Genomic DNA, 24,543 nt, shown 5'->3' with positions numbered 1-24,543 from the left:
ACCTGCCGTATAAATGTTTGCCTCTTTTTATTTCTTTCTGTTTATTTTACATGTAGGCCGTTTGTTTCTTTACGCCGGAAAGTGAAGCTTTCAGTTTCCGGTAGACATATATGAAAGCCGGGACGAGGAACAGGTCTGCTGCTATCCAAGCGGTCGGGTCGCCATAGCAGACGGCCAGGAATCCGAATACCGGCACGGCGTAGATACTGACCAGCGTACGGGCGATCATTTCGGAAACTCCGGAAAGCATCGCCAGGTTGGTGTATCCTGCGCCTTGTATGGTGTAGCGCAAGATGCAGAGCAGTCCCAGGATCGGGAAGAAATAGCAGGAGACATGGAGGAAAAGTACCGTGTCCTTCAGTATTTCCGTTTCCGAAGCGTCTACGAACAACAGCGATATCTTGTCGGAGGTCAATATCAGGATTGTAAAAGTGAAGACGGCGTAGATCATCATCATCAACGAGCTGGCCTTGATCCCCAGCCAGATGCGTTCGGGTTTTCCGGCTCCGTAGTTTTGTCCCGTATAGGTTGCCATTGCTATGCCGAGGCTTTCAAAGGCGCAGATGAAGAACATCTTGATTCGCATGGCAGCCGTGAAAGCGGCTACGCAAGCTGTTCCCAATGCATTGTTGGCGCTTTGAAGCATGATGCTGCCGATTGCCGTAATGGAGAATTGAAGTCCCATCGGCACACCGATATACAAAAGGTTTTTGGCCAGAGGAAAGCGGAATTTCCGATCGTCGGCTGTCCCTCCCAGGATCGGGAAATGCTTGTACATATAAAAATAACAGAGAACTGCCGACACGCCTTGCGAGACGACCGTTGCGATACCGGCCCCCAACACGCCCCATCCCAGCACGAGGATGCAGAACAAGTCGAGCACGATGTTCAATACGGTAGAGAACAGCAGAAACCAGAATGGCGTTTTACTGTCACCGAGTGCACGTATGATGCTGGACAGCAGGTTGTAGAAGAACGTGCAAGGCACTCCGATAAACGTCACGAGCAGATAATAGTATGCTCCCTGAAAAATATTCTCCGGTGTCCGCATGCTTCGCAGGATATCGGCGCAGTATATGCTTGTCAAGACTGCAATAACGATCGACATCAGGGCTGCCAGCTGCAAACTGACCGTCACGTATCGTCGCATTGTCTTGTAGTCCTTTGCCCCGAATTTCTGTGCCACGGGGATTCCGAACCCGCAACAGCACCCGTTGCAAAATCCTAAAATCAGAAACACAACTGAAGTGCTTGCCCCGATCGCCGCCAGATCATTGATCCCCAAGAATTTCCCGACGATAGCGGCATCCACAAGCGAATAGGTCTGTTGCAATATGTTTCCCAGCAACAGCGGAAAAGTAAAATTGAGAATAAGCGGCAGGGGAGCCCCCTCCGTCATTTCTTTGGTAGTAGTAGCCATAAATATGAAACCTAAACAATTTGGGGGACAAAGATAGAGAAAAGGATGGGAAGTTGTTCTGATATGTGTATACGGATAATAAAAAACAGCGATGAAACGAAAAGTCTCATCGCTGTTTTTTATGAGAAGTTTGATTATTCTCCTTTTTCGATCTGTTCTTGTACAATCGCATCCACGACAGCGACAGTCGTCAGGTTCAAGATATCGCGCGTAGAACTTTCTACGTCGGTGAAGTGGATCGGCTTGTTCAAGCCCATCTGGATCGGGCCGATCGTTTCGCTGATACCGAGCGTGTCGAGCAACTTGTAAGCGCTGTTGGCCGAACTCAGGTTCGGGAAGATCAGCGTGTTGACGTCTTTGCCTTTCAGTTTGTTGAACGGATACATATCGTCACGCAGTTTCTTGTCCAGAGCGAAGTTGACCTGCATTTCGCCGTCTACCATCATATCCGGATAGTTTTTGTGCAAGTAGTCGATCGCATCGTGTACTTTTAGCGGGCTGCCCTGCTTGTCGGAACCGAAGTTGGAGTATGACAACATTGCCATGACCGGTTCGTGCGCGAAGAACTTCACGGCGTCCTGGGTCAGGCGGGCGATGTCGATCAGCACTTCCGTCGACGGGTGGCGGTTGATCAGCGTATCGGCGATGAAGAACGTCCCTTTCTTGCAAGTCAGGATGTTCAGAGCTCCGAAATGCGTGTAAGACGGACGGATGCCGATGATCTGCTCTGCCATCTTGGTCACTTCGGAGTAGCGGCTGTAAACGCCCGTCACGAAAGCATCGGCGTCGCCTGTCTCGACCATCATCATACCGAATGCGTTGCGGTCGACCATCTTTTCGCAAGCCTCTGCATACGTCACGCCTTCGCGGGCTTTCTTCTCGGACAGTATCTTGGCGTAACGATGGCGGCGTTCCGTTTCGCGGTCGTGGCGAAGGTTGACGATCTCGATACCTTCGAGGCTGATGTTTTCTTCAGCCGCGATCTTAGCCAAACGTTCTTCGTTGCCCAGCAGGATGGGGATGCAGATACCTTCGGCTTTTGCCTCGGCAGCGGCTTTCAGCATGTTGACATGGTTGGCTTCTGCAAAGACTACCCGTTTCGGATTGGCTTTTGCCATGTCGGTGAACGAACGGAGCAGCTTGTTGTCATATCCCATCATTTCGCGCAGGTGGTTTGCATATCCTTCCCAGTCGGTGATCGTCTTACGGGATACGCCGGATTCGATGGCTGCCTTGGCAACGGCACAGGAAACACGGGTGAGGAGTCGCGGATCGAGCGCTTTCGGCAGGATATAATCGCGTCCGAAAGTGGTGCGTTTCAGCTTGTAGGCAGCGTTTACGACGTCGGGAACCGGTTCTTTGGCCAGTTCGGCAATGGCATAGACGGCTGCTAATTTCATCTCTTCGTTGATCGCTTTGGCGTGCGTATCCAATGCTCCGCGGAAGATATAAGGGAATCCCAACACATTGTTGATCTGGTTCGGATAGTCGGAACGGCCTGTGGCAAAAATAATATCATCGCGTGAAGCCATTGCGTCGGCATACGAGATTTCCGGATTCGGGTTGGCCAAAGCGAACACGATCGGGTTCGCATTCATGGAGCGGACCATATCCTGCGTCAACACGTTGGCAACCGATAATCCCAAGAACACGTCCGCTCCGACGACGGCTTCCGCCAATGTCTTGATGTCGCGGTCGGTGGCGAAGAATTTCTTGGATTCGTTCAGGTCCGTACGATGCGTGGAGATAACCCCTTTGCTGTCGCACATGATGATGTTTTCCTTCTTTGCCCCTAACATTATGTATAGTTTCGTGCAAGAAATGGAAGCGGCTCCGGCACCGTTCACGACGATCTTCACATCTTCGATCTTCTTTCCGGCAACCTCCAGTGCGTTGATCAGACCTGCTCCGGAGATAATGGCCGTCCCGTGTTGGTCGTCATGCATGACCGGAATGTCCAGTTCTTCTTTCAGGCGTGTTTCGATCTTGAAACATTCGGGAGCTTTGATATCTTCGAGGTTGATGCCGCCGAAAGTGGGGGCGATGGCCTTGACCGTCTCGATAAATTTGTCAGGGTCTTTCTCGTTCACTTCGATGTCGAAGACGTCGATACCGGCAAATATCTTGAACAACAATCCTTTTCCTTCCATCACCGGCTTGCCCGCCAACGGGCCTATATCTCCTAATCCCAACACGGCAGTACCATTTGAAATGACGGCTACCAGGTTTCCTTTAGAAGTATATTTGTAAGCATCCAACGGATTCTTCTCGATTTCCAGACAAGGTTCGGCGACGCCCGGCGAATAAGCCAGCGACAAATCCGTCTGGGTACTATAGGGCTTGGTGGGAATGACTTCTATCTTTCCCGGTTTGCCTTCCGCATGATAGCGGAGTGCATCTTCTTTAGTGATCTTAGCCATAGACTTTATATGTTTATTTATTGTTTGTCTTTCGAAAATTGCGCACAAAAGTAACAATTTATTATGAATATGGCATCGGTCGCTTACATTTAGTTGCTCGATTTTTGTGTATTTGCTGGTCTCGGCTATTTGTTTTATCTTCGCGTTCTTAATTTAACAGGAGCAGAATGTGAAACAGACAATGGCTAAATATATGAAATGGTTGCTGCCTGCACTTTTTATAGTGTACTACAGCAGTATTTCTTTGTTTATGCACGTCCATGTCGAGAGTGGCACGACGATTGTCCATTCGCACCCGTTCAAGAAGACGGCAGACGGCACTTGCCATCATCACTCGTCTCTTTCGGAAGTCCAGCTGTTTCATTTGCTGACGATCGTGCAGGTGCAGGATGGCGTGGTTCATTCGTTACTCCTGCAGATTTATGCCGCATCGAATTATAAAGTAATTGAAAATCCGGTCTATCCGAATCACCTGATCCCCGTCCTGGGGAAACTGTCTCTTCGCGCTCCTCCTTTTGCCTGATAAAATAGCGTCTATCCGTTGGTGGAATTTCAAAAAGTTTTCACCTTTTGAGAAATGGTGGAAATAAATTTTCAGTCTCTTTCATATAGGTGAAAATTTATTTTCTCCGGCGGGAAACTTTATTTTCTCCTGCATGAAACAAAATTTTCATGCAAAGGAAGCTGCTGTTGCGTGTAAAGTTTTCCAGTTATTTTTTTATCATTATTTATTTTATCAGAACAAACGAAATGAATAAGATTGTCATAATTATACTATGCCTGTGCTGTGCCTTTACGGTTGCGCGGGCGGAGGATGGTCCTGCCTTGAATCCATCGGACGCGAACATTGTCGGGCATGTAGTGGACCGGAAAACCGGCGAACACTTGTCCTTTATTACGATCTTTCTGAAAGGGACGACTATCGGGACTGCGACCGACGCCACGGGACATTATTATCTGAAGAACCTGCCCGAAGGGACGTTCACGGTCGTGATGAAGACGATGGGCTATAAAACGGTCGAGACACCCGTGACGTTGAAAAAGGGAAAGACGTTGGAAATCAATTTCGAGGCGGAAGAAGAAGCCCTGTCTCTGGATGGAGTCGTGGTTTCGGCAAACCGGAACGAGACGACCCGCCGTATGGCTCCGTCGCTTGTGAACGTGTTGGATTCGAAAATGTTCGAGACGACGCATTCCACTTCGCTTGCCGACGGGCTGAACTTCCAGCCGGGCGTACGGGTGGAAAACAATTGCCAGAACTGCGGTTTCCAGCAGGTGCGCATCAATGGACTGGAAGGTCCCTACACGCAGATACTGGTGGACAGCCGTCCCATATTCAGTGCGCTGACGGGCGTGTACGGTCTCGAGCAGATTCCGGCCAATATGATCGAGCGCGTCGAGATCATGCGCGGCGGCGGTTCCGCCCTTTTCGGTTCTTCGGCCATTGCGGGCACGATCAATATCATTACGAAAGAGCCCTTGCGCAACTCGGCCCAGATCGCCCACTCGCTGACGATGGTCGGAGGAAGCCGGCCGGACAATAATACGACCTTGAATGCTTCTTTGGTGACGGACGACCACAAAGCCGGCATCTATCTCTTCGGACAGAGCCGCCACCGTTCGGCTTACGACCATGACGGAGACGGTTTCACCGAACTCGGCCAGTTGGAAGCCCGGACGGTCGGGTTCAGGTCTTATGTGAAGACGAGCACCTATTCCAAGCTAAGTTTCGAATACCATAATATAAGCGAATACCGGCGCGGTGGCGACCAGATCGGCCGGCCGCCTCACGAAGCGTGGGTGGCGGAACAGACGGACCACAGCATCAATGGCGGCGGCCTGAAGTTCGACCTTTTCTCCAAAGATTATAAACATCGGCTGAACGTCTATACTTCCGCGCAGCATACGAACCGGAAGAGTTATTACGGGACCAACCGCAATCCGGATGCCTACGGGCACACGACGGACATGACGGTTGTCGCCGGCTCGCAGTATTCCTATTCGGCCGACAAGTGCTTGTTTATGCCGGCGGAGTTTACCGGCGGCCTGGAATATAACTTCGACGAACTGAAGGACGAGATGTTGGGGTATAACCGCATCGTGGACCAGACGGTCCATATCGGTAGTCTGTTCCTGCAGAACGAGTGGAAGAATGAGAAATGGAGTTTCCTGGTCGGCGGCCGTTTCGACAAACATAATCTGATCGATCATCTGATCTTCAGCCCGCGTGCGAACGTCCGTTTCAATCCGACCGAAGACATCAATCTTCGTTTGTCCTATTCGAGCGGTTTTCGCGCCCCGCAGGCGTTTGACGAGGATCTGCATGTGGCGGCCGTCGGTGGCGAAGTGGCGATTATCCAGCTTGGCGAAGACCTGAAAGAGGAGAAGTCCAAGAGCGTCAGTGCTTCGGCAGACTTCTACCATCGTTTCGGCCCTGTCCAGTTGAACCTGCTGGTGGAAGGCTTCTATACGGACCTGAGCGATGTGTTCTTCTTGCAGGAGAAAGGACATGACGAGCAGGGCAACCTGATCATGGAACGCCGCAACAAGGACGGAGCCCGCGTGATGGGAGTCAATTTGGAAGGAAAGATGGCATATGCCTGGCTGCAACTTCAGGCGGGCGCCACCATCCAGCGCAGCCGTTACAAGGAGGCCGTGACTTGGAGCGAGACGAACCCGGACCTGCCGGCACAGAAAAAAATGTTCCGTACGCCGGATGTGTACGGCTATTTCACTTCCACCTTTACGCCGGTCAAACGTCTGTCCGTTTCGCTGACCGGGACCTATACGGGAACCATGCTGGTGCAACATCTGGCCGGTTACGTTTCGGATGACCGGGAAGAGAAAACGCCTGATTTCTTTGATCTGAATATGAAGGTCGCTTACGATTTCCCTTTGTATAAGTCGGTGACTTTGCAGGTGAATGCCGGCGTTCAGAACATATTCGAGGCCTATCAGAACGATTTCGATCAAGGCAAGGACCGTGACTCCAAATATATCTACGGTCCCGGAATGCCGCGCAGTTATTTTGTGGGGTGTAAAATCAGCTATTAAGCAGTGGGAAAAGAAAAGTCCGGTAAGGTTTTGGAGTTCTTTACCGGACTTTTTTTATTTTAATCGTTTGTCAATGCCTTCGGGGTTTTGGCTGTTGGGCCAGATGCCATGAATGTTTAAGGTATTCTTTTTGACATAATAAATAATACTATGATTTTTGTGTTCGACAAAGATCCGGTATTCTTTCTTATATAAAATATTATTAGGAACAGGCTGCCCCATATTGGGATTTAAAGCCAATAAATCAATGGTATGGAGAATCCCATCAATAAATTTGTCAGCCGTGGATATCCCCATTTTTTTCTTGTACCAAGCATAGATTGTCCGTGCTTCTTTTCGTGCTGTTTTACTCCATCTGATTTCTAATGGAGTCTCCATGAAGCTACGGCTTTTCTTACATCATCTTGTGTGTAATAAAATGGATCGTTTTCCGATTCGGTAAGCCGATTGAACTTCTCTTCATCGGTTAATGGTTTCATCGCATTCTCGATTTCTTCATCTGTGATGATATCTATATCATCAAGAAAGGTTTCATCCGGTTTGATTTGATGATGTTTATGGACAACCCTTTTGACATACCTCTTTACCTTAGCAAAACTTTCGTTGTCAAGGTTGGCAATCTGGTTGAACAGTTCGAGGCGTTCTCCTTGCAAATTCAATGTATTCATACTTTTACTTGTTTGGGTTTTGTAATATTCGCAAATGTAGTTCTTTTTCAGCAAGAAAGACGGATTTTACAGGCTTTTATTGATCTCGTCGATGTAATCAAGAATTTCATCCCTTCCTTCTTTCTTTTCGGAAGAGGAGAGGAGGATGGGAGGAAGTTCTTCCCATGATTCCAACAGCTTCGTCTGGTAAGCTTTCAGGTTTTCCTGCAGGCGGCCTTTGCTGATTTTGTCGATCTTTGTGAAGATGAGAGAAAAGGGAATGCCGTTTTCTCCAAGCCATTCCATAAATTCCAAGTCGATCTTTTGCGGATCGTGGCGGCAGTCGATCAGGACAAACAGGCACGTAAGCTGTTCGCGTTCCAGAATATAATCTTCGATGATCCGCTGGATGTTTTCGCGTCCTTCTTTTCCCCGTTGGGCAAAACCATAGCCGGGAAGATCGACCAGATACCATTGCCCGTTGATAAGGAAATGATTGATAAGCATAGTCTTCCCCGGTTTCTGAGAGGTCATGGCGAGTCCTTTTTTACCGGTCAGCATATTGATGAGGGAAGATTTGCCAACATTGCTACGCCCGATAAAAGCGTATTCCGGCAGGTCTCCTGCGGGACATTTCTTTACGTTTGTGTTACTGATAACAAATTCTGCACTTTTGATTTCCATTGAAACGGTGTTTTTTTATTGACAATTGGCAATTGACAATTGGATTGTCTCTTGTCATCGCCGCTCGTCATGTGTTAATATTCTTTTTTCTCCAAATTGCCCGTTGTCCGTTGTTTATTGTCCGTTGAACAAAGCCACAGTCCCCAGAAAGTGATAGCCCCGTTCAGCATCAACATCTCGTAGCCGAAAACATATCCCGTATGCCGTGTCACTAAATAATCCGTCAGGAAACAGATCAGAGGAGAGGCAATGCAAATATAAGGAACAAATTTGTCACGAGGATGTTTTTTCGTAAATAACCCGAACACAAAAAGGCCGAGCAGCGGACCGTACGTATAGGACGCGATCATGTAAATGGCATCGATCACGCTCCGGCTGTTGATCGCCTTGAACGCGAGTATGATGATGGCAAACAGGACGGAGATCATCAGATGGACCGCCAGGCGGGTGCGTTTGGCGGATTGCGCCTTCTCCTTTTCAACCCCTAAAATGTCGATGCAGAAAGAGGTCGTAAGGGCAGTCAAGGCTGAATCGGCGCTGCTGAAGGCCGCCGCGATGATTCCGATCGTGAAGAAGATCAGGATCGAATGTCCCAATATGCCGGAGGTACAGAACATCGGGAGAATATCGTCGTTCAGTGCCGGCAGCTCGATATGCTGCTGCGATGCGAGCGTCAGCAGCAGGACGCCAAGTGAAAGGAACAGGAAATTGACCGGAGTAAAGGCAAAACCATAGATGTACATGTTCTTTTGCGCGTCTTTCAAACTCTTGCAGGAAAGGTTTTTCTGCATCATGTCCTGATCGAGGCCGGTCATTACGATGGTGATAAAGATTCCGCTGAAAAACTGTTTCACGAAATGCTGTGTGCTGTTCCAGTCGCCAAACTCGAAGATGCGGAAGTGCGGGCTGGCCTGTAAGGTCTGTGCCATGCCTGCAAAATCCAGTTGCATCTTGTCTTTCACTTGCCAGATGATCACGATCAGCATGGCGACCAGGCATAGGGCTTGCAGCGTGTCTGTCCAGATGATTGTTTTGATGCCGCTCCGGTAGGTGTAGAGCCAGACCAGAAAGATGCTGATGACGACCGTAACGGCGAACGGTATGTTCCAGGCATTGAATACATAATGTTGCAGGATCAGCACGACCAGGTAGAGCCGCGCCGCCGCCCCCACGATCTTGGAGAGAAGGAAAAAGGAAGCCCCCGTTTTATAACTATGCCGCCCGATCCGGTCGTCCAAATACGAATAGATGGAAGTTAGCTGCAACTTGTAATAAAGCGGCAACAATACTTTGGCGATCAGGATATATCCGAAAAAGAACCCTAAGACGGTCTGCATATAGGTCATGTCTATGCTGCGCACCATACCCGGAACGGAGACGAATGTGACACCCGAAAGCGATGTCCCGACCATTCCGATCGATACGATATACCAAGGAGATTTGCGGTTGCCGAGGAAAAACGCTTCGTTGCTTGAACTTTTCCGCCCCGTGATCCAGGCTATCAGCAGAAGGATGCTGAAATAGGCGGCTATGATAAAGAGGATGATATAGCTGTTCATGATTTGTTGTTAATTTGCCGCAAAGATGCAGATAAAAATGAAAACTATCTGTAATTATTTTTCGATTCGTCGGTGAAATAGCTGTTTTCGCAGGAGAATTTGAGCTTTTTGTCTATTTTGTTTTGCTTATGTTATTAATTTCTTGTTCCTTTGTATCAGCTGGAGCTCGTGAGAGTCAAGGCAACCGGTTTTACAAGACCGGAGACAAATAGGTAAACACAATAAAGAAAAGGCTGCGATCTTCGGATACGCAGCCTTTTTGATTTATGATTTATGATTTATGTGTCGATGATAAATCATAAATCATAAATCATAAATCTCTTCAGTACCGTTTCTCAACAGAAGCACCGGGAAAGTAGTGGGAGAGAATCTGCCGGTAATCATATCCCTCGTCCGCCATCATGGCAGCTCCGATCTGGCACAGCCCCACGCCGTGCCCCCAGCCGGCGCCGGTCAGGACGAACCGTCCGGGAATGTCGAATTGAACCTCTTCTTTGTCCACGACAAAAGCTGAGCTGTACAGATGTGTTTCGGACAAGGTCCGGCGTATCTCCAATTCCTTGCCGATGGTAAAGGTCCGGCGCGTCCCGATGATCTTCAGCATCTCGATGCGGCCGGAAGTGCCGCGGCTGACCGGAACCAGGTCCAGGATCTGGCCGAAGTCGATACCGCTTTTGCGATGGATCAGTTCGGCTAATTCTTCCTGCCTGTAGGACACTTTCCAGCGATAAAAGTCTGTCGTCTCCAGATCGTAGTTGTTCAGCACCTGGCTGAGGATCTTTTTGTCGGATGTGTTGCAAAAGGCTTCGGGAGCGGAGCGAATCCATTTCTGCGCCTCTTCTTCCTGAGTGAGGTCCGGGAAGGTTGTCTCCCGGCTGTCTCTCAATGCAGTCAGGTAGGAATGGGAGACCGGTTCCCAGCAGTGTTCGAACTGTTCCGTTACGCCTCCGCAGCATTTGGAGAAGCGGGCGTCGCAGATCGTTTCGCCATCCGTCAGTATTTCGCCCCTTGTTTCGAGGATCACCTTTTGGACGACCGGGTTGGAAGCACGGGTAATTCCTTGGTAGCGCTGGCAATGGTCGTCGGCACAGACGTCGAAGATGTGATGGTCTTCGCGGTCGTACCAGCGCACCAGTTGTTCGTTGTCCCGGTAGCAGCTTTGCCATTTCTCCTCTTTTCCTCCCTGGCGGAAGTTCTTTTCGACCTGTGCGAGCAGCCAGCTGCGGGAGATGACGGCATGTGCCTTCAGCAGCTCTTTCGAAGCCTGTGCGTTCATTTCAGAGGAAATGACGCTGGTCAGGTATTCTTCTACATCTACTTGGTTGATGACCACAATCCCGTTTTCACCGGCCACCAGGTTGAACGCTCCTTTGAAGCATTGATCTTCCTGTCGTTGCCAGTGGAAGTTGCGACCTATGGTGACAGCCTTCAATTCGAAAGACGAGGATGGGGAGGCCGGTTCAAAGAATATCTCTTTGAACAGTTTCCCGTTAAAAACGATATTGTCGTTTACGAATAACGCGCGTTGTTCCCCCGTCAGGAATTTCCCGGTTTCCGTATGTACATATTCTCCATGAAATACAAACGAAACGGCTTTTTCCGTCATAATGCCGACGTTGACTACTGGTGCTTCCATTATTAATAATTATTTAATGTGCCAATATGCCCCAATGATAAGAACGCGGCTATAATTGGCACATTGGCATATTTTTTACATTATTCCTTCGCTTTTAACGAACTTACCGCCAAGTAAACGATTAGCAGGATGTACATCACGATGGCCAGTGCTCCGGCCATGTTGCTTTCCATCCATTCGGTATCGATCAGGTTGATGCCGGCAAAACGCATGGCTGCGCTGACGACTCCCATCAAGGCTCCGCCTGCGATGAAACCGGATGCCAGCAAAGTCCCTTTTTCCAGACGTGCATTGTTCAGTGCCTGGTCTTTGCTGCGGCTGCCTACATACCAACTTATGGCGCCACCGATCAGCAACGGCGTGTTCAGCTCCAGCGGGATGAACATGCCCAAGGCGAATGCCAGTGCCGGAATCTTGCAGAAGTTCAGAATGATGGCCAGTACGGCTCCGATAGCATACAACGCCCATGGAGCGCCCGAGCCGCTCATCAACGGTTCGATGACTGCAGCCATCGCATTGGCTTGCGGAGCGGCCAGTTGCCCGCTCGTGAAACCGTATGTCTGATTCAGGATCAGGATTACACCGCCTACGGTTGCTGCCGATACCAAGGTTCCGAGGAACTTCCAGCTTTCCTGCTTGGCGGGCGTGCTGCCGATCCAATATCCGATCTTCAAGTCTGTGATAAAACCACCTGCCATCGAAAGCGCCGTACACACCACGCCGCCGATGATCAGTGCCGATACCATGCCGGCCGTCCCTTTCAGCCCGGCGGCAACCAGAATGATGGATGCCAGGATCAAGGTCATCAACGTCATGCCGGATACGGGGTTGGTCCCGACGATGGCGATCGCATTGGCGGCAACGGTCGTGAAAAGGAAAGCGATTATCCCGACGATCAACAGTCCGATCAACGCATAATACCAGTTTTCCAGCACGCCGAAATGGAAGAACAGATATGTCATGATCAACGTTGCAAAGATCCCGATGGCGATCACTTTCATCGAAAGGTCTTTCTGTGTGCGGATCTCTTCCGTCTGCACGGCTCCCGTTTTTCCTTTCAGTTCTTTGGATGCCAGTCCTACGGCTCCCTTGATGATGCCCCATGATTTGATGATGCCGATCACGCCGGCTGTCGCAATGCCTCCGATACCGATATGGCGGGCGTAGGTGGTGAAAATCTGTTCCGCGCTCATGCTTCCTACCGTTTGCGTGATGGCGTCATTGCCGAATGTCAGGACATCGGCGCCGAAAACGGCAGACATCAACGGGATGATTACCAACCATACCAAGAATGAGCCGGCACAGATGATGGCCGAATATTTCAATCCGATGATATAACCCAAACCCAACACGGCGGCGCCGGTATTTACTTTGAATACGACTTTCGCCTTGTCGGCCAGCATCTCGCCGGCACCGATGATGCGCGTACTGACGGTCTCGCTCCACCAACCGAAGGTCGCGATGATGAAGTCGTACAGACCACCGATCAAGCCCGCATAGATAAGCGGTTTCGCCTGGTTGCCACCCTTCTCGCCGGACACCAATACCTGCGTGGTGGCTGTTGCTTCCGGAAACGGGTATTTACCGTGCATGGTCGATACGAAATACTTCCGGAACGGGATCAGGAGCAGGATGCCGAGGATACCGCCCAAAAGCGAACTCATGAATACTTCGAAGAAATTGATCGTGATCTCCGGATATTTGTCCTGCAAGATGTAAAGGGCGGGAAGCGTAAAGATGGCTCCTGCCACGATCACGCCGCTGTTCGCACCGATGGACTGGATAATGACGTTTTCACCCAGCGCGTTTTTACGTTTGAACCCGCTGGACAATCCGACTGCTATGATCGCAATCGGGATGGCGGCCTCGAATACCTGTCCGACTTTCAGTCCGAGGAAAGCTGCCGCTGCGCTGAACAGGACGGCCATGACAAGTCCCCAGAATACGGACCAGGGGGTTACTTCCCGATACTGTTTGTCGGGCGACAGGATGGGTTTATATTCCTCACCTTCTTTCAGTTCTCTGTAGGCGTTTTCCGGTAGCCCGCTCACCTTTTCTTCATCTTCCTTTTTCACGGTGTTTATTATTTTAGTTAGAAATTATCGTATATATACATGTCGCAAAGCTACATTATTTCTTGCTAAGAAACAAGTATGGCCTTGGAGCGTATATCTTCAGCAATCGATGGCGGTAATTATATAATCATCGCTGTGAAGCAGGGCACTGGTTTTATGTGAGGTATGAGGATGTTTTTTTGCAGCCTGGGGGAATGTTTTGCAGGCGGGAGATTTTGTTTATCTTTGCGGTGGAGGAAGATAAAGAAACGAATGAATCAAAAATATCCATCAGCCTTATTGGAAAATGCGGTGAACGCATTGTCGTCATTGCCGGGAGTGGGGCGGAAGACGGCGCTCAGGCTGGCGCTCTATATGCTCCGCCGGGATGTCGGCTACACGGAAGGGTTTGCGTCCGCCCTGTTGGCACTCCGCCGGGATGTGAAATATTGCAAGGTTTGCCATAATATATGTGACGATGACGTGTGCTCTATCTGCGCCGACCCGCAGCGTGACCATTCGACGGTCTGTGTGGTCGAGAATATCAAAGAAGTGATGGCGATCGAAAACACGGGGCAGTTTCGCGGCGTTTATCATGTCCTGGGCGGCATCATTTCGCCGATGGACGGGATAGGTCCGGGCGATTTGCAGATCGACAGCCTGGTACAGCGGGTTGCCGGAGGCGACGTGAAGGAAGTCGTCCTGGCGCTCAGTACGACAATGGAGGGCGACACGACGAACTTTTTCATCTACCGCAAACTCTCCACCTATGATGTGAAGATATCCGTCATCGCCCGTGGTGTCTCCATCGGCGACGAAATCGAATATGCCGATGAAATAACGCTGGGGCGTTCCATCGTGAACCGTACCAGCTTCAACGACTCCATCAAACTGTAACAGATTTATGATTTACGCAGCATTGATAAATCATAAATCATAAATCATAAACCCCCATGAAACTCTCAATCATAATAGTCAACTACAACGTAAAGTATTTTCTCGAACAGTGCCTCTGTTCCGTCCGTGCTGCCATCCAGGGGATGGAGGCGGAAGTGCTGGTGGTCGATAATCATTCGACCGACGGTTCTGTCGAATACCTTCGCCCGCGTTTCCCGGAAGTCACTTTTATCGAGAATCAAGATAATCCGGGATTTGCCAAGGCCAATAACCAGGCGATCCGGATCAGTAGCGGAGAATATGTCCTCCTGCTGAACCCCGACACCGTGATAGGCGAGGAGAGTGTGCGCTCCCTTTGTTTCTTTATGGACGAACACCCTGAGGCGGGCGGCATCGGGGTGAAAATGTTGGACGGGCACGGTGCTTTCCTGGCAGAGAGCAAGCGGAGTTTTCCTTCTCCCTGGGTGTCTTTCTGTAAGATATTCGGGTTGTCGAAACTGTTCCCTTCTTCCCGGCTGTTCGCCCGTTACAGCCTGCCGTATTTGAATAAGGAGAAGCAACATGAGGTCGAGGTCTTGGCAGGCGCTTTCATGTTCCTTCGTCGCGAAGCACTGGATAAAGTGGGGCTGTTGGACGAGTCTTTCTTTATGTATGGCGAAGACATCGACCTGTCATACAGGATTGTGCAAGGAGGCTATACGAATTATTATATCCCTGAGCGTATCCTCCATTATAAAGGAGAAAGCACGAAGCAGGACGATATGAAATATGTAAAAGCCTTTTACGGAGCTATGCTGATATTCTACCGGAAATATTATCCGCATTCAGGTTGGCTGATGGGCACGTTCATCCGTTTGGCTGTTTTGCTGAAAGCATCCCTTTCCGCCATCGCCGGCATGTTGGGGTTGAAACGGAAGCCCCGGACAAAACATCGCCGCCTGTTGGTGCTGTGCCGTGAAGAGGAATTTGAGAAGGTGAAGGCTGCTTGTGTGAAACGGATGCCCGATCTGGAATATGTCAATCTCTGGAATCTGGACGAAGAACGCGTGATGGATGCCATCTGCCGCCGCAACCAGATGAAACGCTTTACCGATTTGGCATTCTGCTATCCGGACACCCGTTTCGAGCAGATGCTTTTGTTGATGGACAAGATGGTCGATAAAAAGATCAACTATCATATAGTTATTAATGGAGAATTGAAAATTGACAATTGAAAATTGCACCGGGCGATTTCTCATTGTCAACTGTCAACTGTCAATTGTCAATAAAAAATGAACCTACTTCAAAACAATACCCTCCGCCTTCGTGCCTTGGAGCCGGAAGATTTGGAACTGCTCTATGCCTGGGAAAACAATCCCGAATGGTGGGAGCTTGGGAATACGTTAGCGCCTTATTCACGCTATCTGTTGAAAGAATATATAGCTGAATCCCATCGGGATATATTCGATTTGAAGCAGTTGCGCCTGATGATCGACCTTTGTGCCACGGGTGCGACGGTCGGCATGTTGGATTTGTACGATTTCGATCCGCATCACCGCAGGGCGGGAGTAGGCATACTGGTCGATCCGCTTTACCAGAAGAACGGACTGGCGACAGAAGCGTTGGAACTGTTGGTCGGATATGCTTTTTCTTATTTGAAGTTACACCAGCTTTTCGTGCATATCCCGATAGGAAATGAAGCCAGCAAAGCACTCTTCACCCGTTGCGGTTTTACCGTGACGGGCAGACTGGCAGACTGGATAGCAACCAAAGACGGTTATTCGGATGTTTTGATTATGCAGAGAATCAGGGAGAGAATTTATGATTTATGAATTATTATCAACATATAAATCATAAGTCTTTAGTTCAAAGACGGTTCTTTCGGATATTTGGTCCATGTCTCATATTGGCTGCCGAGCGATTCGAGCGATTTTTTCCAGAAGTCTTCACCTTCGGCCAGCAGCACGTTCCGGTTGGAGGAACGGCTTACAACCCATGAGTTTTGATCTATTTCATTATGCAGTTGTCCTTTTTGCCATCCGGAGTATCCTAAGAAGAATTTTATTTTCCCCTCGACAGGGTGTCCGTTCTTAATGTAACGTATCAATGCGTTGAAATCACCATCGAAATAGAGATGATCGTTTATCTTGAGGGAGTTCGGGATAATCAGGTCTCCCAAGGAATGGATGAAAAACAGGCGGTTCGAGCTGACCGGACCGCCTATATAGATCGGCATATCCGGAAATCCTTGCAAATCGGCAAAAAAAGTGTTGACCGACAACTCTGTTTTCTTGTTTAATACAAAGCCCGTCGACCCCTCTTGCGTGTGTTCGACCAATAGTACGACGGAACGTTGGAAGTAGGCATCTTGTAAGAAAGGTTCTGATATTAGGATACTTCCCTGAGCCGGAAGCACGTCATTATGAGTTATTTTGAATATGTTGTTATACATTGCCATGACAGAGTGATGCTTGCTGGTTAATAAAAACAGCGACAATATATAGCTTTTGAATAAAAGAAACAAACGAAAAGCCGGACTTTCATGTTAATGAACTATAAATAAAAGCCCGGCTTACGTTAATTATACAGTGTGATTCTCTTCGAACAGCTTCAGACGCTCTTCGAGAAGGGCATATTGATGCGGTTTGATAAAAGAAGTACAAGCACGCAGCCCTTCTTGGTTGCTGCCTGTCGTGCTCAAAGAGATGGCGCTTACGCCGTAATAAATAAGCTCTTCCATCAGTTCTCCGCCTGTCATTCCCGGATAGGTAATGGTGAAATAGAAGCCGTCCGCAATCGGTTCGTCCAGGTCATGGTCGTAGACAATCCGGAAACCATGATCGGTAAATATCTTTTTCAGCTTTTCCGCCCGGCGTCCGTATTCTTTTACTTCCGAAATGAAATCGAACGTCCCGTCTGCCGCTGCTTTGAACATGGCAGCCAATGCGAATTGTGCCGAATGGCTTGTGCCGGACGACAGGGCATACAGAACGCGGTGGATGTACACGGTTCCGAACGTTCCGCCCCCGTAGCGCTGTGTCAGTCCGGGATAGGCCCGGTGATACAGTTTGTCGGAGATTGCCGTGATGCCGATACGCTGGCCGGCGTAGCTGAATGCTTTTGAGCCGGAAATCTGCAAGATGTAATTATCCGTATAGCGGGCAACGGTGGCCTGGAAAGGTGCTTCAAACGGTTTGCCCAACGGTTTGCGGAAGTCCATGGCGAAATAGGCCAGGTCTTCGATCACGATCGTGTCGTATTTGTCTGCCATCTCTCCGATGATTTTCAACTCTTCTTCCGTCAGGCAGAACCAGGCCGGATTGTTGGGGTTGGAGTAGATCATGGCTGCGATGTTTCCTTTGGAGAGATATTGTTCCAGTATGTCCCGGAGTTTTTCGCCCCGGTATTCGTACACGTCGAACGATTCGTATTTATAGCCCATGACCGTGATCTGCTGTTTCTGGACCGGAAATCCCGGATCGATAAAGAGAATCGTGTCCTTTCCCGGCGTGCATTGTCCGCAGACGAGGAACGATGCGAATGTCCCCTGCATGGAACCGGTTACGGGGACGCAGCCTTCCGGCGCCACGTCGACATCGATAAACGCCTTGATAAAACGGGACGCTTCCGTTTTTACATCGGGTGTGCCGTTGATATTCGGATAGATGGAGGCAACGCCATTCTGAAGGGCCTTGATCTCGGCATCGACGCCGACCTGAGCTGCTTTCAGTCCGGGAACGCCCATTTCCATGTGGATAAATTCCGTTTTAGTCTCTTGTTCGAGTTGTGTGGATATGGCAACGACCTCGCGGATCGTCGCTTTCCCGAAATCGGGAAGTCCGTAGCCATCTATAATTTTTCTGGCCGTCTGATAATCTACCGGAGTATTCTTCATGATTGCTATTGTTGCTATTGTTTATTATGAAAGGCAAAAGTAAAAAAATAATCCATCCGATGTAAATTTTTTTCACGAAACTGTTGCGAGATTAAAAATAGTATTTATCTTTGCACCGCAATCGAGAGAGATTGTAAGATGAAAGTTCAGGTTCGGTAGTTCAGCTGGTTAGAATACATGCCTGTCACGCATGGGGTCGCGGGTTCGAGTCCCGTCCGGACCGCTAGAAAAAGGAAAAGCTCTGTAATTCAATATTACAGGGCTTTTCTTTTTTTTGCCATTTTGGGGCCGGGTTCTTGAGTTGAGATAATCATATATATTTCCGTTGTTGCAGACGAAGTTTGCTTATAATAACCTGTCACCTTTTTATAGACAATCGGAGGATTAGCGGGAGAAGCTTCGGGTCAATCCGAAACTTCGGATAGGCGGGTTTGGGAACAAAGATTATGAGGGCGGTGGAACGGGTATAATGCAAAAAGACCTGAAAGAAAAAATCTTTCAGGTCTTTTTGTGGGCAGTGATGGATTCGAACCACCGAAGGCGAAAGCCAGCTGAGTTACAGTCAGCCCCATTTGGCCACTCTGGTAACTGCCCTTGTTCAATTGTTTTGAGCCTCTTGTCGGATTCGAACCAACGACCCCGAGATTACAAATCACGTGCTCTGGCCAACTGAGCTAAAGAGGCATTCATTTTGTTAATGATGTCAATCTCTCTCGATTGCGGGTGCAAAGGTACGCATTATTTTTAATTATGCAATAGTTTAACGGAATAATATGTGACATTTTTCCCAAAAAGTCCTCTCAGAGTTCTGTTGGGAGCTCGGAGAGGACTTTTTGTTTATGCCGGTAAGGGAAGAACTTGGAATATCTTGATATTAATATCTTCTGCCAACGGTGTCCCAATCGATGATTTTCCACAAAGCATTCAAATGATCGGGACGGCGATTCCGGTAATCGAGGTAGTAGGCATGTTCCCATACGTCGAATCCCAGGATCGGTTTCAATCCGTGAGCAATCGGATTGCTACCGTTGGCTTCTTTGGTAATTGAGAGTTTTCCGTCTTTATCTTTGGCCAGCCATACCCATCCGGAGCCGAATAGAGCGGTCCCGGCAGCCACGAATTCTTTCTGGAAGTTTTCGAACGAGCCCCAAGTCGCGTCGATCGCTTTGGAGAGAGCGCCGGTCGGCCTGCCTCCGCCATAGGGGGAGAACTGAGTGAAGTACAGATTGTGGTTGAGCGTCTGTCCGGCATTGTTGAAAATAGCGCCGTCGGATTCTGCCACGATCTGTTCCAGGGTCGCGTTTTCGAACTTGGTTCCCTGAATCAGGTTGTTCAGGTTATTGACATAAGCCTGCAAATGCTTGCCATGATGAAACTCTATCGTTTCTTTGCTTATGACCGGTTCCAGCGCGTCGGCTGCATAGGGTAACTGGATTAATTCAAATTTCATAACTTTTTCTTTTTTATCTGTTATCTGACTATTATTTGTGATCAACAATAATAAACTGAGGCATAGTGTAAGCATGACCAATCTGTTTTATGTTGTTTCTATTATTCAAACATTCCCTGTTTGAGATTTGTTCATAGAATGAAATACATATTATTTATCGTAGGATAGACTTAGTCTATGAACGGAATATATTATCTTCGCCAACCAATAAAAATAAGCATAATAATGACAGAAATCCAGAAGACATTGGCTGCATTGCCAGAAGAAAAGAAAGCATTGTTCGTCCCGGTATTCGGAGATGTGGACAAGTTTTATACGGTCGTTTATCTGATTGCCCGCAACGAGCATGTGACGGAGCAGGAAAAACCGGACCGTTATGAGGACCGCCTGCAGGTGATCCGCCGGATTCGCGGCAAGGTGGAGAAACTGGTGAGTTCTTTCGGGCTGGACGGTTCAGAGATCGTGGCGGATATCGCCAGCGATTATTTTGAGGATTACGTGAATTACAAGGAGCCGGACATACGGATGACGAACGAAGAGTTTGTCGGTATTATCCAAAAGATCGCACAGTGAGAAGATAGAGGTGTGTCAAAATATATTTGTTCCCGCGTCAAGCGCGGGAACAAATATATTTTGACACACCTTCATTGTCATTGTTTTTTCAGCCGGTTTTCCAGCAGCCGCATATAGTAGCCGCCGACGACCGAACGGGCTTGGAATCCGCGTTGTGTTCCGTCGGAAGTGTAGTGCCAGTCGCTCAGCGGGACGCGCGAGGTCGTTTCGTTGGCGTATTTCCAGACCGGGAGCATCAGCGCTTCGAAATCGGCCGCATCACCGGTCAGGCAGGCGCTCCACAGGATCCAGTCGGATTTGGTATAGTCTTCGCGGTTGTCCAACGGCAAGCCATATTTGTTTTGTTTGGTCTTGTAGTAGGCTGTTTCCGTTCCGGCTATTTCCGAAGGGAAGATGTCCAGTCCTAACAGGCGGTCCCAGACGAGGTTGTATTTCTGGCTCCACGTGCCGGGCTTGTCGAAGGTCAGTTTGTAGTGGTCTCCGTCTTTTGCCATCGCGATCCATTTGCCGGCCATTTCGCGAGCTGCCGCCAGATAAGAATCCGCTATCTCCTTCTTACCCAACATTCCGGCCATCTTGCCGTAGCCAGCCACACCCATGATCGCCTTGATGGAGAGGTTGGTGTTGTGGGCGAAATGGCCGGCAAAATCGTCGGTGCATAACTGGTTGTCCGGGTCAAGGCCCTCTTTCTTCAGATAATCGGCCCAGATTGTCAATACGTCCCAATGTTTGGCCGCATAGCCTGCATTACCTTCGATTGTCGCGATGGCTGTCGCGAGGATCAGCATGTTGCCTGATTCTTCGACCGGCATATCGCCGCCGTAGGTCTGCCCGTTGGCCAGCGGATAAGTGCCGACATCGTGCGAGGGGAACGGCTTGTTCCATTTGCCGCTTTCGTTGTAGTAGAAGATCGGGTTCATCATCCCCTTCAGGAGTTCGGGATTGTAGCATAAGAACAGCGGCGCCGACGGGTAGGTGATGTCGACGGTCCCGATCGAGCCGTTGCTGAAATTCTCTTTCGAAAAGAACAGTAGGTTGCCCTCCTTGTCCGTCACCAGCTTATGGGCGGAAACAGCCTGGCGGTAAGCTAAGGCGCACAGTTCGGCATATTTTTGTCCGCCGGCAGCCGCCGTTTCCTGCATCAGCCGTCCGTCGAAATCCGCACACCGTTTCATCATTCCGGCATACTCTTTCTGCCCTTTGACGAAGGCGTCGAAAATATCCGTCTGCCCGTCGTGTTTCCAATATGCCATCCTGTTGTCGTTGAAATACTGGATGGCATACAAATCGTCATATCCGATCAGCAAATGTCCGGCCACGGTCTTTTCGCCGACATTGCCCAAGTTGTCCGAATAGGCGAGGACCGTCATCTGTTTTTCCATATCCGGAGACACATTGTCCGCCTTGCCCGACAATTTGCCGTCGGTCATGAATGCTTTCTTTGCCGCATAATATTCATCTATGGCAACCGTCACATCCGCCGATTGCGCGGCCGAGAGATAGAAATAGCCCCAGTCGATCCGCACGTCGTCTCCCTTCTTGCCCAAGACATCCTGGTCGACGGAGCCGGTCTTCAGATAGACATATCCGTCTTTTTCTATCTTCTCGAAAGAGACGAGCTGGTCCGTCGTGTTGACGGCCCATTGCGGGGTCGCCTCCAGGTATAACCGGACATCATGTGCCCGGCCGTCCAGCGAACGAGCCTGGTACGTAATATAATTGTACGGGGCAGTCATGGCCTCCAGATCGTCCATCAGCATCGGAGCCGTGAAGATCAGCTCCAGTTCGACGGGGCCGCATTCGAACGTATAGTACGTTTGCGTCGGCATGACGGTGGCCGACGTCTGGATTGCTTTGTCGTCAAACGTGTCTCCCCGTTTCACCTTTTTCATGATACCCATGTCCACATAGGCGCCCCCGCCATTGTTGCGGCAATGGGCGGCCAGGATATTTCCGGTCGGTTTGAGCGTGTTTGCCACTTCCTGCGGGATTTCCTTCAGCAGGTCGTAATCCAGCCCGTTGCCGGTTACGGCAACCTGTTTGCCGTTGATGTACAATTCGATGTTGTCGTCGTGCGAATATTGCAGGATCAGGTCTTCCTTGTCCGTCCCTTCGGGCCAGTCGAACGAGCGGCGTACCCAGATGTCGCCGTCCTGCCAGGGCGTGGAGCGATACGGGTTGTCGTCTGTCCCGAATGCGGCCTTGCCCGTTTTCCAGCCTTTTGCTTCATAGTCGACGGCGGTCCATTCTCCTTCCGGCTCTCCGAATGTGTAAGCCGCCTCCCACAGTCCGGAAGCCGCCGTGCCGACGACCGGCGTCACTTCGACTTTGTCCGTCCCCATGAACCGGTATGAAACGCCGTCTACGCGCAGGCTTCCCAGCAGCGGGAAGTTACGCCCGGTCCAGTGGCGCACGCTTTCTTCGTTCAGGCGGTCGGCAAACGACCAGGCACTGGTGTACGGGTCGATCGTCACCAACGGTGTGGCAGGCGCCCGCAATTCGTTTTTGGCAGCAGGGGCATATACTTCGCTTGCGATGCGCGTGTTTGACGAACAAGCGCTCAGCAGTGCGGCCGTACAAGCCGATAGCAGCATGATTTGTCTTTTCATTTTGTCTTTGTTATTATTGTTATGAATCTGAATAATCTCTCCTTTCGGTTGCCCGAAGTTAAAGAGAAAAAACGACAGTCCGAAACCGCAAGGCCTTTCCGGCGGCATATTGCAAGATTTTTGAAAACATTTGCAAGATTATTGAAATATCAAAATGTCACGCCACCCCGTCTAAATCGGATTAGTACCCCGTATATTGGGAATTACACTATAGGGTAATATTTTTTAACATATCTATATGCACACAATAATGGCTGTTTTGCCGACGAAATGACATCCGGTTCCAAAAGAAATCACAAACTATCACAACATAATATAGTTAGGATTGAGATATCAAACCACGAAGAATTCTTTGTAATGTCTGATTTTCTTTAAGAATTTCGGACATTTTATTACCACTTCAAGAGAGTAATATGGTATCTTTGCAAATGGAATCATTGCGGATATGAAGACAATACTAACAAAGGAGATACGAAATATCATAGACCGAAACGGGCCGAACAGGCTTTATATGGTAAGTGATTTTGCCCATCTCAATAATGACGGGTTGGTTACCCGTGCCCTTTCCCGACTAGAAAAGGAAGGTATGCTCATACGCCTTTCGCAAGGCCTTTATTTATATCCTTTACGAAATAAGTATGGTGTGCTTCGCCCGTCTATTGAAGATATAGCATACGCTATAGCAGAAAAGGATAAGGCTCGTATTATACCCAGTGGATTGACTGCGTTGAACAAATTAGGACTTTCTACACAGGTTACGATGAATGCGGTCTATTTAACAGATGCCGCAGCAAGGGAACTTACTATCGGGAATCGTAAAATCATCTTCAAGCGTAGTGTACCCCGCAATTTTGCTTATAAGACGGACTTGTTTCCACTTATAGCCGCTGCCATGAAAGAATTAGGGAAAGATAACGTGACAGATGAACAGGTCGCAATCATAAAACAAGCCATTGAAAAATATGGCAGTCCCGATGAAATCAAATACGATTACAGCATTGCTCCGCAATGGATTAAACAAAGACTTGCATTATGAATTTTACTAAGCTCATGTTAAAATAATCTTGTAGACGAAGCTTGGTTCAGACGAAAAGATGTATTCAACACTGTTGACGATACTCGGCATACATGGATGGCCGGTCCAAACAAAATTTCTTTTCCAGATAACAAGACTTGGAAGTCATACGTTTAGACGATAAGAATGGAAATTTCCTGCGGTGAAGCCCCATATCTAGTCAGTCGTTATGATACAACAATCGGGCTTCCGATAGAATAGAATCAACGCATAGGCATGCTAGACCGAAAGTATGTGTAGTCAGCGAAAACATGGAGACAAGCGGTGAATGGCTTGATATAGCGTAAGAAGCCTATAAAATATAGTGTTTATTGTGGAATATAAACAAAAATTGTGTGTTTTATTTCCTTGATATGCTTATATTTGTACCAGTATCAATGCATAATCAATGGAGGGTGTATTTATGGAAAAAAAGATTTTGGACAAAATCAAATTGACTCGTTTTAGTGAGAATGAGTTAGAAAAGCGTGCTATGAATGGCTTAAAAGGTGGTGCCTCCAAGTGTAGCTGCATGGGAGGTGGCGGAGCCAGTGAATATTGGTGTAAAGCAGTTCCGGTGAGTAAATAATGTTTTATTCAGAGAATTCAGAA

Annotated in this window: 20 protein-coding genes, 3 tRNA genes and 1 pseudogene; 10 read left to right on the top strand and 14 right to left on the bottom strand. The window is 48.9% G+C overall.

Annotated features, from left to right (window positions below; genetic code table 11):
- Positions 1-46: 46 nt before the first annotated feature.
- Together BQ9893_RS03860 and BQ9893_RS03855 are read right to left on the bottom strand one after the other, a co-directional pair.
- The gene (locus BQ9893_RS03860) at positions 47-1,420 is read right to left on the bottom strand and encodes an MATE family efflux transporter (protein WP_075964813.1); all 1,374 of its coding nucleotides are present in this window, start codon (positions 1,418-1,420) and stop codon (positions 47-49) included.
- A gap of 134 nt (positions 1,421-1,554) precedes the next feature.
- Positions 1,555-3,840: an NADP-dependent malic enzyme gene (locus BQ9893_RS03855; protein ID WP_075964812.1), complete on the bottom strand. Its 2,286-nt coding sequence runs from the start codon at positions 3,838-3,840 to the stop codon at positions 1,555-1,557.
- A 169-nt stretch (positions 3,841-4,009) separates the two neighbouring features.
- On the opposite strand from BQ9893_RS03855, the gene BQ9893_RS03850 reads away from it, so the two are divergent.
- On the top strand, positions 4,010-4,363 hold the full coding sequence (locus BQ9893_RS03850; RefSeq protein WP_081415359.1) for a hypothetical protein: 354 nt from the start codon (positions 4,010-4,012) through the stop codon (positions 4,361-4,363).
- Positions 4,364-4,590: 227 nt separating this feature from the next.
- Positions 4,591-6,894 (top strand): TonB-dependent receptor, encoded by a 2,304-nt coding sequence (locus BQ9893_RS03845; RefSeq protein WP_075965396.1) that lies wholly within the window; start codon positions 4,591-4,593, stop codon positions 6,892-6,894.
- Between the two features lie 54 nt (positions 6,895-6,948).
- On the opposite strand, the gene BQ9893_RS03840 is transcribed toward BQ9893_RS03845, so the two are convergent.
- From BQ9893_RS03840 to BQ9893_RS03815, 6 genes are all read right to left on the bottom strand, one after another.
- Positions 6,949-7,272 carry a type II toxin-antitoxin system RelE/ParE family toxin gene (locus BQ9893_RS03840; RefSeq protein ID WP_075964810.1) on the bottom strand — a complete coding sequence of 108 codons (324 nt, stop codon included), beginning with the start codon at positions 7,270-7,272 and terminating at the stop codon, positions 6,949-6,951.
- The gene (locus BQ9893_RS03835) at positions 7,257-7,562 is read right to left on the bottom strand and encodes a hypothetical protein (RefSeq protein ID WP_075964809.1); all 306 of its coding nucleotides are present in this window, start codon (positions 7,560-7,562) and stop codon (positions 7,257-7,259) included. Before BQ9893_RS03835 ends, BQ9893_RS03840 begins: the two co-directional genes overlap by 16 nt.
- Positions 7,563-7,628: 66 nt before the next feature.
- Complete coding sequence (gene yihA / locus BQ9893_RS03830) at positions 7,629-8,225, bottom strand: ribosome biogenesis GTP-binding protein YihA/YsxC (protein WP_075964808.1); 597 nt, start codon at positions 8,223-8,225, stop codon at positions 7,629-7,631.
- A 74-nt stretch (positions 8,226-8,299) separates the two neighbouring features.
- A complete protein-coding gene (locus BQ9893_RS03825) occupies positions 8,300-9,784 on the bottom strand; it encodes a sodium:solute symporter (protein WP_075964807.1) in 1,485 nt (494 codons plus the stop codon).
- Between the two features lie 322 nt (positions 9,785-10,106).
- On the bottom strand, positions 10,107-11,420 hold the full coding sequence (locus tag BQ9893_RS03820; protein ID WP_075964806.1) for a SpoIID/LytB domain-containing protein: 1,314 nt from the start codon (positions 11,418-11,420) through the stop codon (positions 10,107-10,109).
- Between the two features lie 80 nt (positions 11,421-11,500).
- Positions 11,501-13,495, bottom strand: a complete 1,995-nt coding sequence (locus tag BQ9893_RS03815; RefSeq protein WP_075964805.1) for an OPT family oligopeptide transporter — start codon at positions 13,493-13,495, stop codon at positions 11,501-11,503.
- Between the two features lie 252 nt (positions 13,496-13,747).
- Between BQ9893_RS03815 and recR the strand changes: the two genes are divergently transcribed.
- From recR to BQ9893_RS03800, 3 genes are read left to right on the top strand one after another with little or no spacing between them, the layout of a single operon-like run.
- Positions 13,748-14,371: a recombination mediator RecR gene (recR, locus tag BQ9893_RS03810; protein ID WP_075964804.1), complete on the top strand. Its 624-nt coding sequence runs from the start codon at positions 13,748-13,750 to the stop codon at positions 14,369-14,371.
- A 56-nt stretch (positions 14,372-14,427) separates the two neighbouring features.
- Entirely contained in the window at positions 14,428-15,585 is a 1,158-nt protein-coding gene (locus tag BQ9893_RS03805) for a glycosyltransferase family 2 protein (protein WP_075964803.1), read from the top strand.
- A 57-nt stretch (positions 15,586-15,642) separates the two neighbouring features.
- A complete protein-coding gene (locus BQ9893_RS03800; protein ID WP_075964802.1) occupies positions 15,643-16,182 on the top strand; it encodes a GNAT family N-acetyltransferase in 540 nt (179 codons plus the stop codon).
- A 29-nt stretch (positions 16,183-16,211) separates the two neighbouring features.
- Here BQ9893_RS03800 and BQ9893_RS03795 read toward each other — a convergent pair whose 3' ends face one another.
- A complete protein-coding gene (locus tag BQ9893_RS03795; protein WP_075964801.1) occupies positions 16,212-16,808 on the bottom strand; it encodes a YqgE/AlgH family protein in 597 nt (198 codons plus the stop codon).
- A gap of 123 nt (positions 16,809-16,931) precedes the next feature.
- Positions 16,932-18,245 carry an aminotransferase class I/II-fold pyridoxal phosphate-dependent enzyme gene (locus tag BQ9893_RS03790; protein WP_075964800.1) on the bottom strand — a complete coding sequence of 438 codons (1,314 nt, stop codon included), beginning with the start codon at positions 18,243-18,245 and terminating at the stop codon, positions 16,932-16,934.
- A gap of 149 nt (positions 18,246-18,394) precedes the next feature.
- On the opposite strand from BQ9893_RS03790, the gene BQ9893_RS03785 reads away from it, so the two are divergent.
- A tRNA-Asp gene (locus BQ9893_RS03785) sits at positions 18,395-18,468 on the top strand.
- A gap of 288 nt (positions 18,469-18,756) precedes the next feature.
- On the opposite strand, the gene BQ9893_RS03780 is transcribed toward BQ9893_RS03785, so the two are convergent.
- The 3 genes from BQ9893_RS03780 to BQ9893_RS03770 form a co-directional block, all read right to left on the bottom strand.
- Positions 18,757-18,839 (bottom strand) — tRNA-Tyr (locus BQ9893_RS03780).
- Positions 18,840-18,855: 16 nt separating this feature from the next.
- Positions 18,856-18,929 (bottom strand) — tRNA-Thr (locus tag BQ9893_RS03775).
- Between the two features lie 190 nt (positions 18,930-19,119).
- The gene (locus BQ9893_RS03770; RefSeq protein WP_208610792.1) at positions 19,120-19,695 is read right to left on the bottom strand and encodes a superoxide dismutase; all 576 of its coding nucleotides are present in this window, start codon (positions 19,693-19,695) and stop codon (positions 19,120-19,122) included.
- 225 nt (positions 19,696-19,920) lie between these two features.
- Here BQ9893_RS03770 and BQ9893_RS03765 point away from each other — a divergent pair, with 225 nt between their 5' ends.
- On the top strand, positions 19,921-20,268 hold the full coding sequence (locus BQ9893_RS03765) for a hypothetical protein (protein WP_075964798.1): 348 nt from the start codon (positions 19,921-19,923) through the stop codon (positions 20,266-20,268).
- A 77-nt stretch (positions 20,269-20,345) separates the two neighbouring features.
- Here the strand turns inward: BQ9893_RS03765 and BQ9893_RS03760 are convergent, their stop codons facing one another.
- Positions 20,346-22,877 carry a glutaminase domain-containing protein gene (locus BQ9893_RS03760; protein ID WP_075965395.1) on the bottom strand — a complete coding sequence of 844 codons (2,532 nt, stop codon included), beginning with the start codon at positions 22,875-22,877 and terminating at the stop codon, positions 20,346-20,348.
- A 445-nt stretch (positions 22,878-23,322) separates the two neighbouring features.
- On the opposite strand from BQ9893_RS03760, the gene BQ9893_RS03755 reads away from it, so the two are divergent.
- The 3 genes and pseudogenes from BQ9893_RS03755 (at position 23,323) to BQ9893_RS03750 (ending at position 24,520) form a co-directional block, all read left to right on the top strand.
- The gene (locus BQ9893_RS03755) at positions 23,323-23,913 is read left to right on the top strand and encodes a DUF6088 family protein (protein ID WP_075964797.1); all 591 of its coding nucleotides are present in this window, start codon (positions 23,323-23,325) and stop codon (positions 23,911-23,913) included.
- 21 nt (positions 23,914-23,934) lie between these two features.
- Positions 23,935-24,236, top strand: a pseudogene (locus tag BQ9893_RS21995) (restriction endonuclease subunit M); the annotation flags it as partial.
- Positions 24,237-24,355: 119 nt separating this feature from the next.
- Positions 24,356-24,520, top strand: a complete 165-nt coding sequence (locus BQ9893_RS03750; protein WP_167369840.1) for a TIGR04149 family rSAM-modified RiPP — start codon at positions 24,356-24,358, stop codon at positions 24,518-24,520.
- Positions 24,521-24,543 lie beyond the last annotated feature (23 nt).

It is taken from the genome of Parabacteroides massiliensis (genome assembly GCF_900155425.1).
GTDB lineage: Bacteria > Bacteroidota > Bacteroidia > Bacteroidales > Tannerellaceae > Parabacteroides > Parabacteroides massiliensis.
Note: the sequence above shows the minus strand (reverse complement) of the source record. Positions and strands in the feature narration are given on the sequence as shown.

Coding starts and splice junctions, on each gene's coding strand:
- BQ9893_RS03860 (WP_075964813.1), bottom strand. CDS start 1,420: ATGGCTACTACTACCAAAGAAATGACGGAGGGGGCTCCCCTGCCGCTT.
- BQ9893_RS03855 (WP_075964812.1), bottom strand. CDS start 3,840: ATGGCTAAGATCACTAAAGAAGATGCACTCCGCTATCATGCGGAAGGC.
- BQ9893_RS03845 (WP_075965396.1), top strand. CDS start 4,591: ATGAATAAGATTGTCATAATTATACTATGCCTGTGCTGTGCCTTTACG.
- BQ9893_RS03840 (WP_075964810.1), bottom strand. CDS start 7,272: ATGGAGACTCCATTAGAAATCAGATGGAGTAAAACAGCACGAAAAGAA.
- BQ9893_RS03835 (WP_075964809.1), bottom strand. CDS start 7,562: ATGAATACATTGAATTTGCAAGGAGAACGCCTCGAACTGTTCAACCAG.
- yihA (WP_075964808.1), bottom strand. CDS start 8,225: ATGGAAATCAAAAGTGCAGAATTTGTTATCAGTAACACAAACGTAAAG.
- BQ9893_RS03825 (WP_075964807.1), bottom strand. CDS start 9,784: ATGAACAGCTATATCATCCTCTTTATCATAGCCGCCTATTTCAGCATC.
- BQ9893_RS03820 (WP_075964806.1), bottom strand. CDS start 11,420: ATGGAAGCACCAGTAGTCAACGTCGGCATTATGACGGAAAAAGCCGTT.
- recR (WP_075964804.1), top strand. CDS start 13,748: ATGAATCAAAAATATCCATCAGCCTTATTGGAAAATGCGGTGAACGCA.
- BQ9893_RS03805 (WP_075964803.1), top strand. CDS start 14,428: ATGAAACTCTCAATCATAATAGTCAACTACAACGTAAAGTATTTTCTC.
- BQ9893_RS03800 (WP_075964802.1), top strand. CDS start 15,643: ATGAACCTACTTCAAAACAATACCCTCCGCCTTCGTGCCTTGGAGCCG.
- BQ9893_RS03795 (WP_075964801.1), bottom strand. CDS start 16,808: ATGGCAATGTATAACAACATATTCAAAATAACTCATAATGACGTGCTT.
- BQ9893_RS03790 (WP_075964800.1), bottom strand. CDS start 18,245: ATGAAGAATACTCCGGTAGATTATCAGACGGCCAGAAAAATTATAGAT.
- BQ9893_RS03770 (WP_208610792.1), bottom strand. CDS start 19,695: ATGAAATTTGAATTAATCCAGTTACCCTATGCAGCCGACGCGCTGGAA.
- BQ9893_RS03765 (WP_075964798.1), top strand. CDS start 19,921: ATGACAGAAATCCAGAAGACATTGGCTGCATTGCCAGAAGAAAAGAAA.
- BQ9893_RS03760 (WP_075965395.1), bottom strand. CDS start 22,877: ATGAAAAGACAAATCATGCTGCTATCGGCTTGTACGGCCGCACTGCTG.
- BQ9893_RS03755 (WP_075964797.1), top strand. CDS start 23,323: ATGAAGACAATACTAACAAAGGAGATACGAAATATCATAGACCGAAAC.
- BQ9893_RS03750 (WP_167369840.1), top strand. CDS start 24,356: ATGGAAAAAAAGATTTTGGACAAAATCAAATTGACTCGTTTTAGTGAG.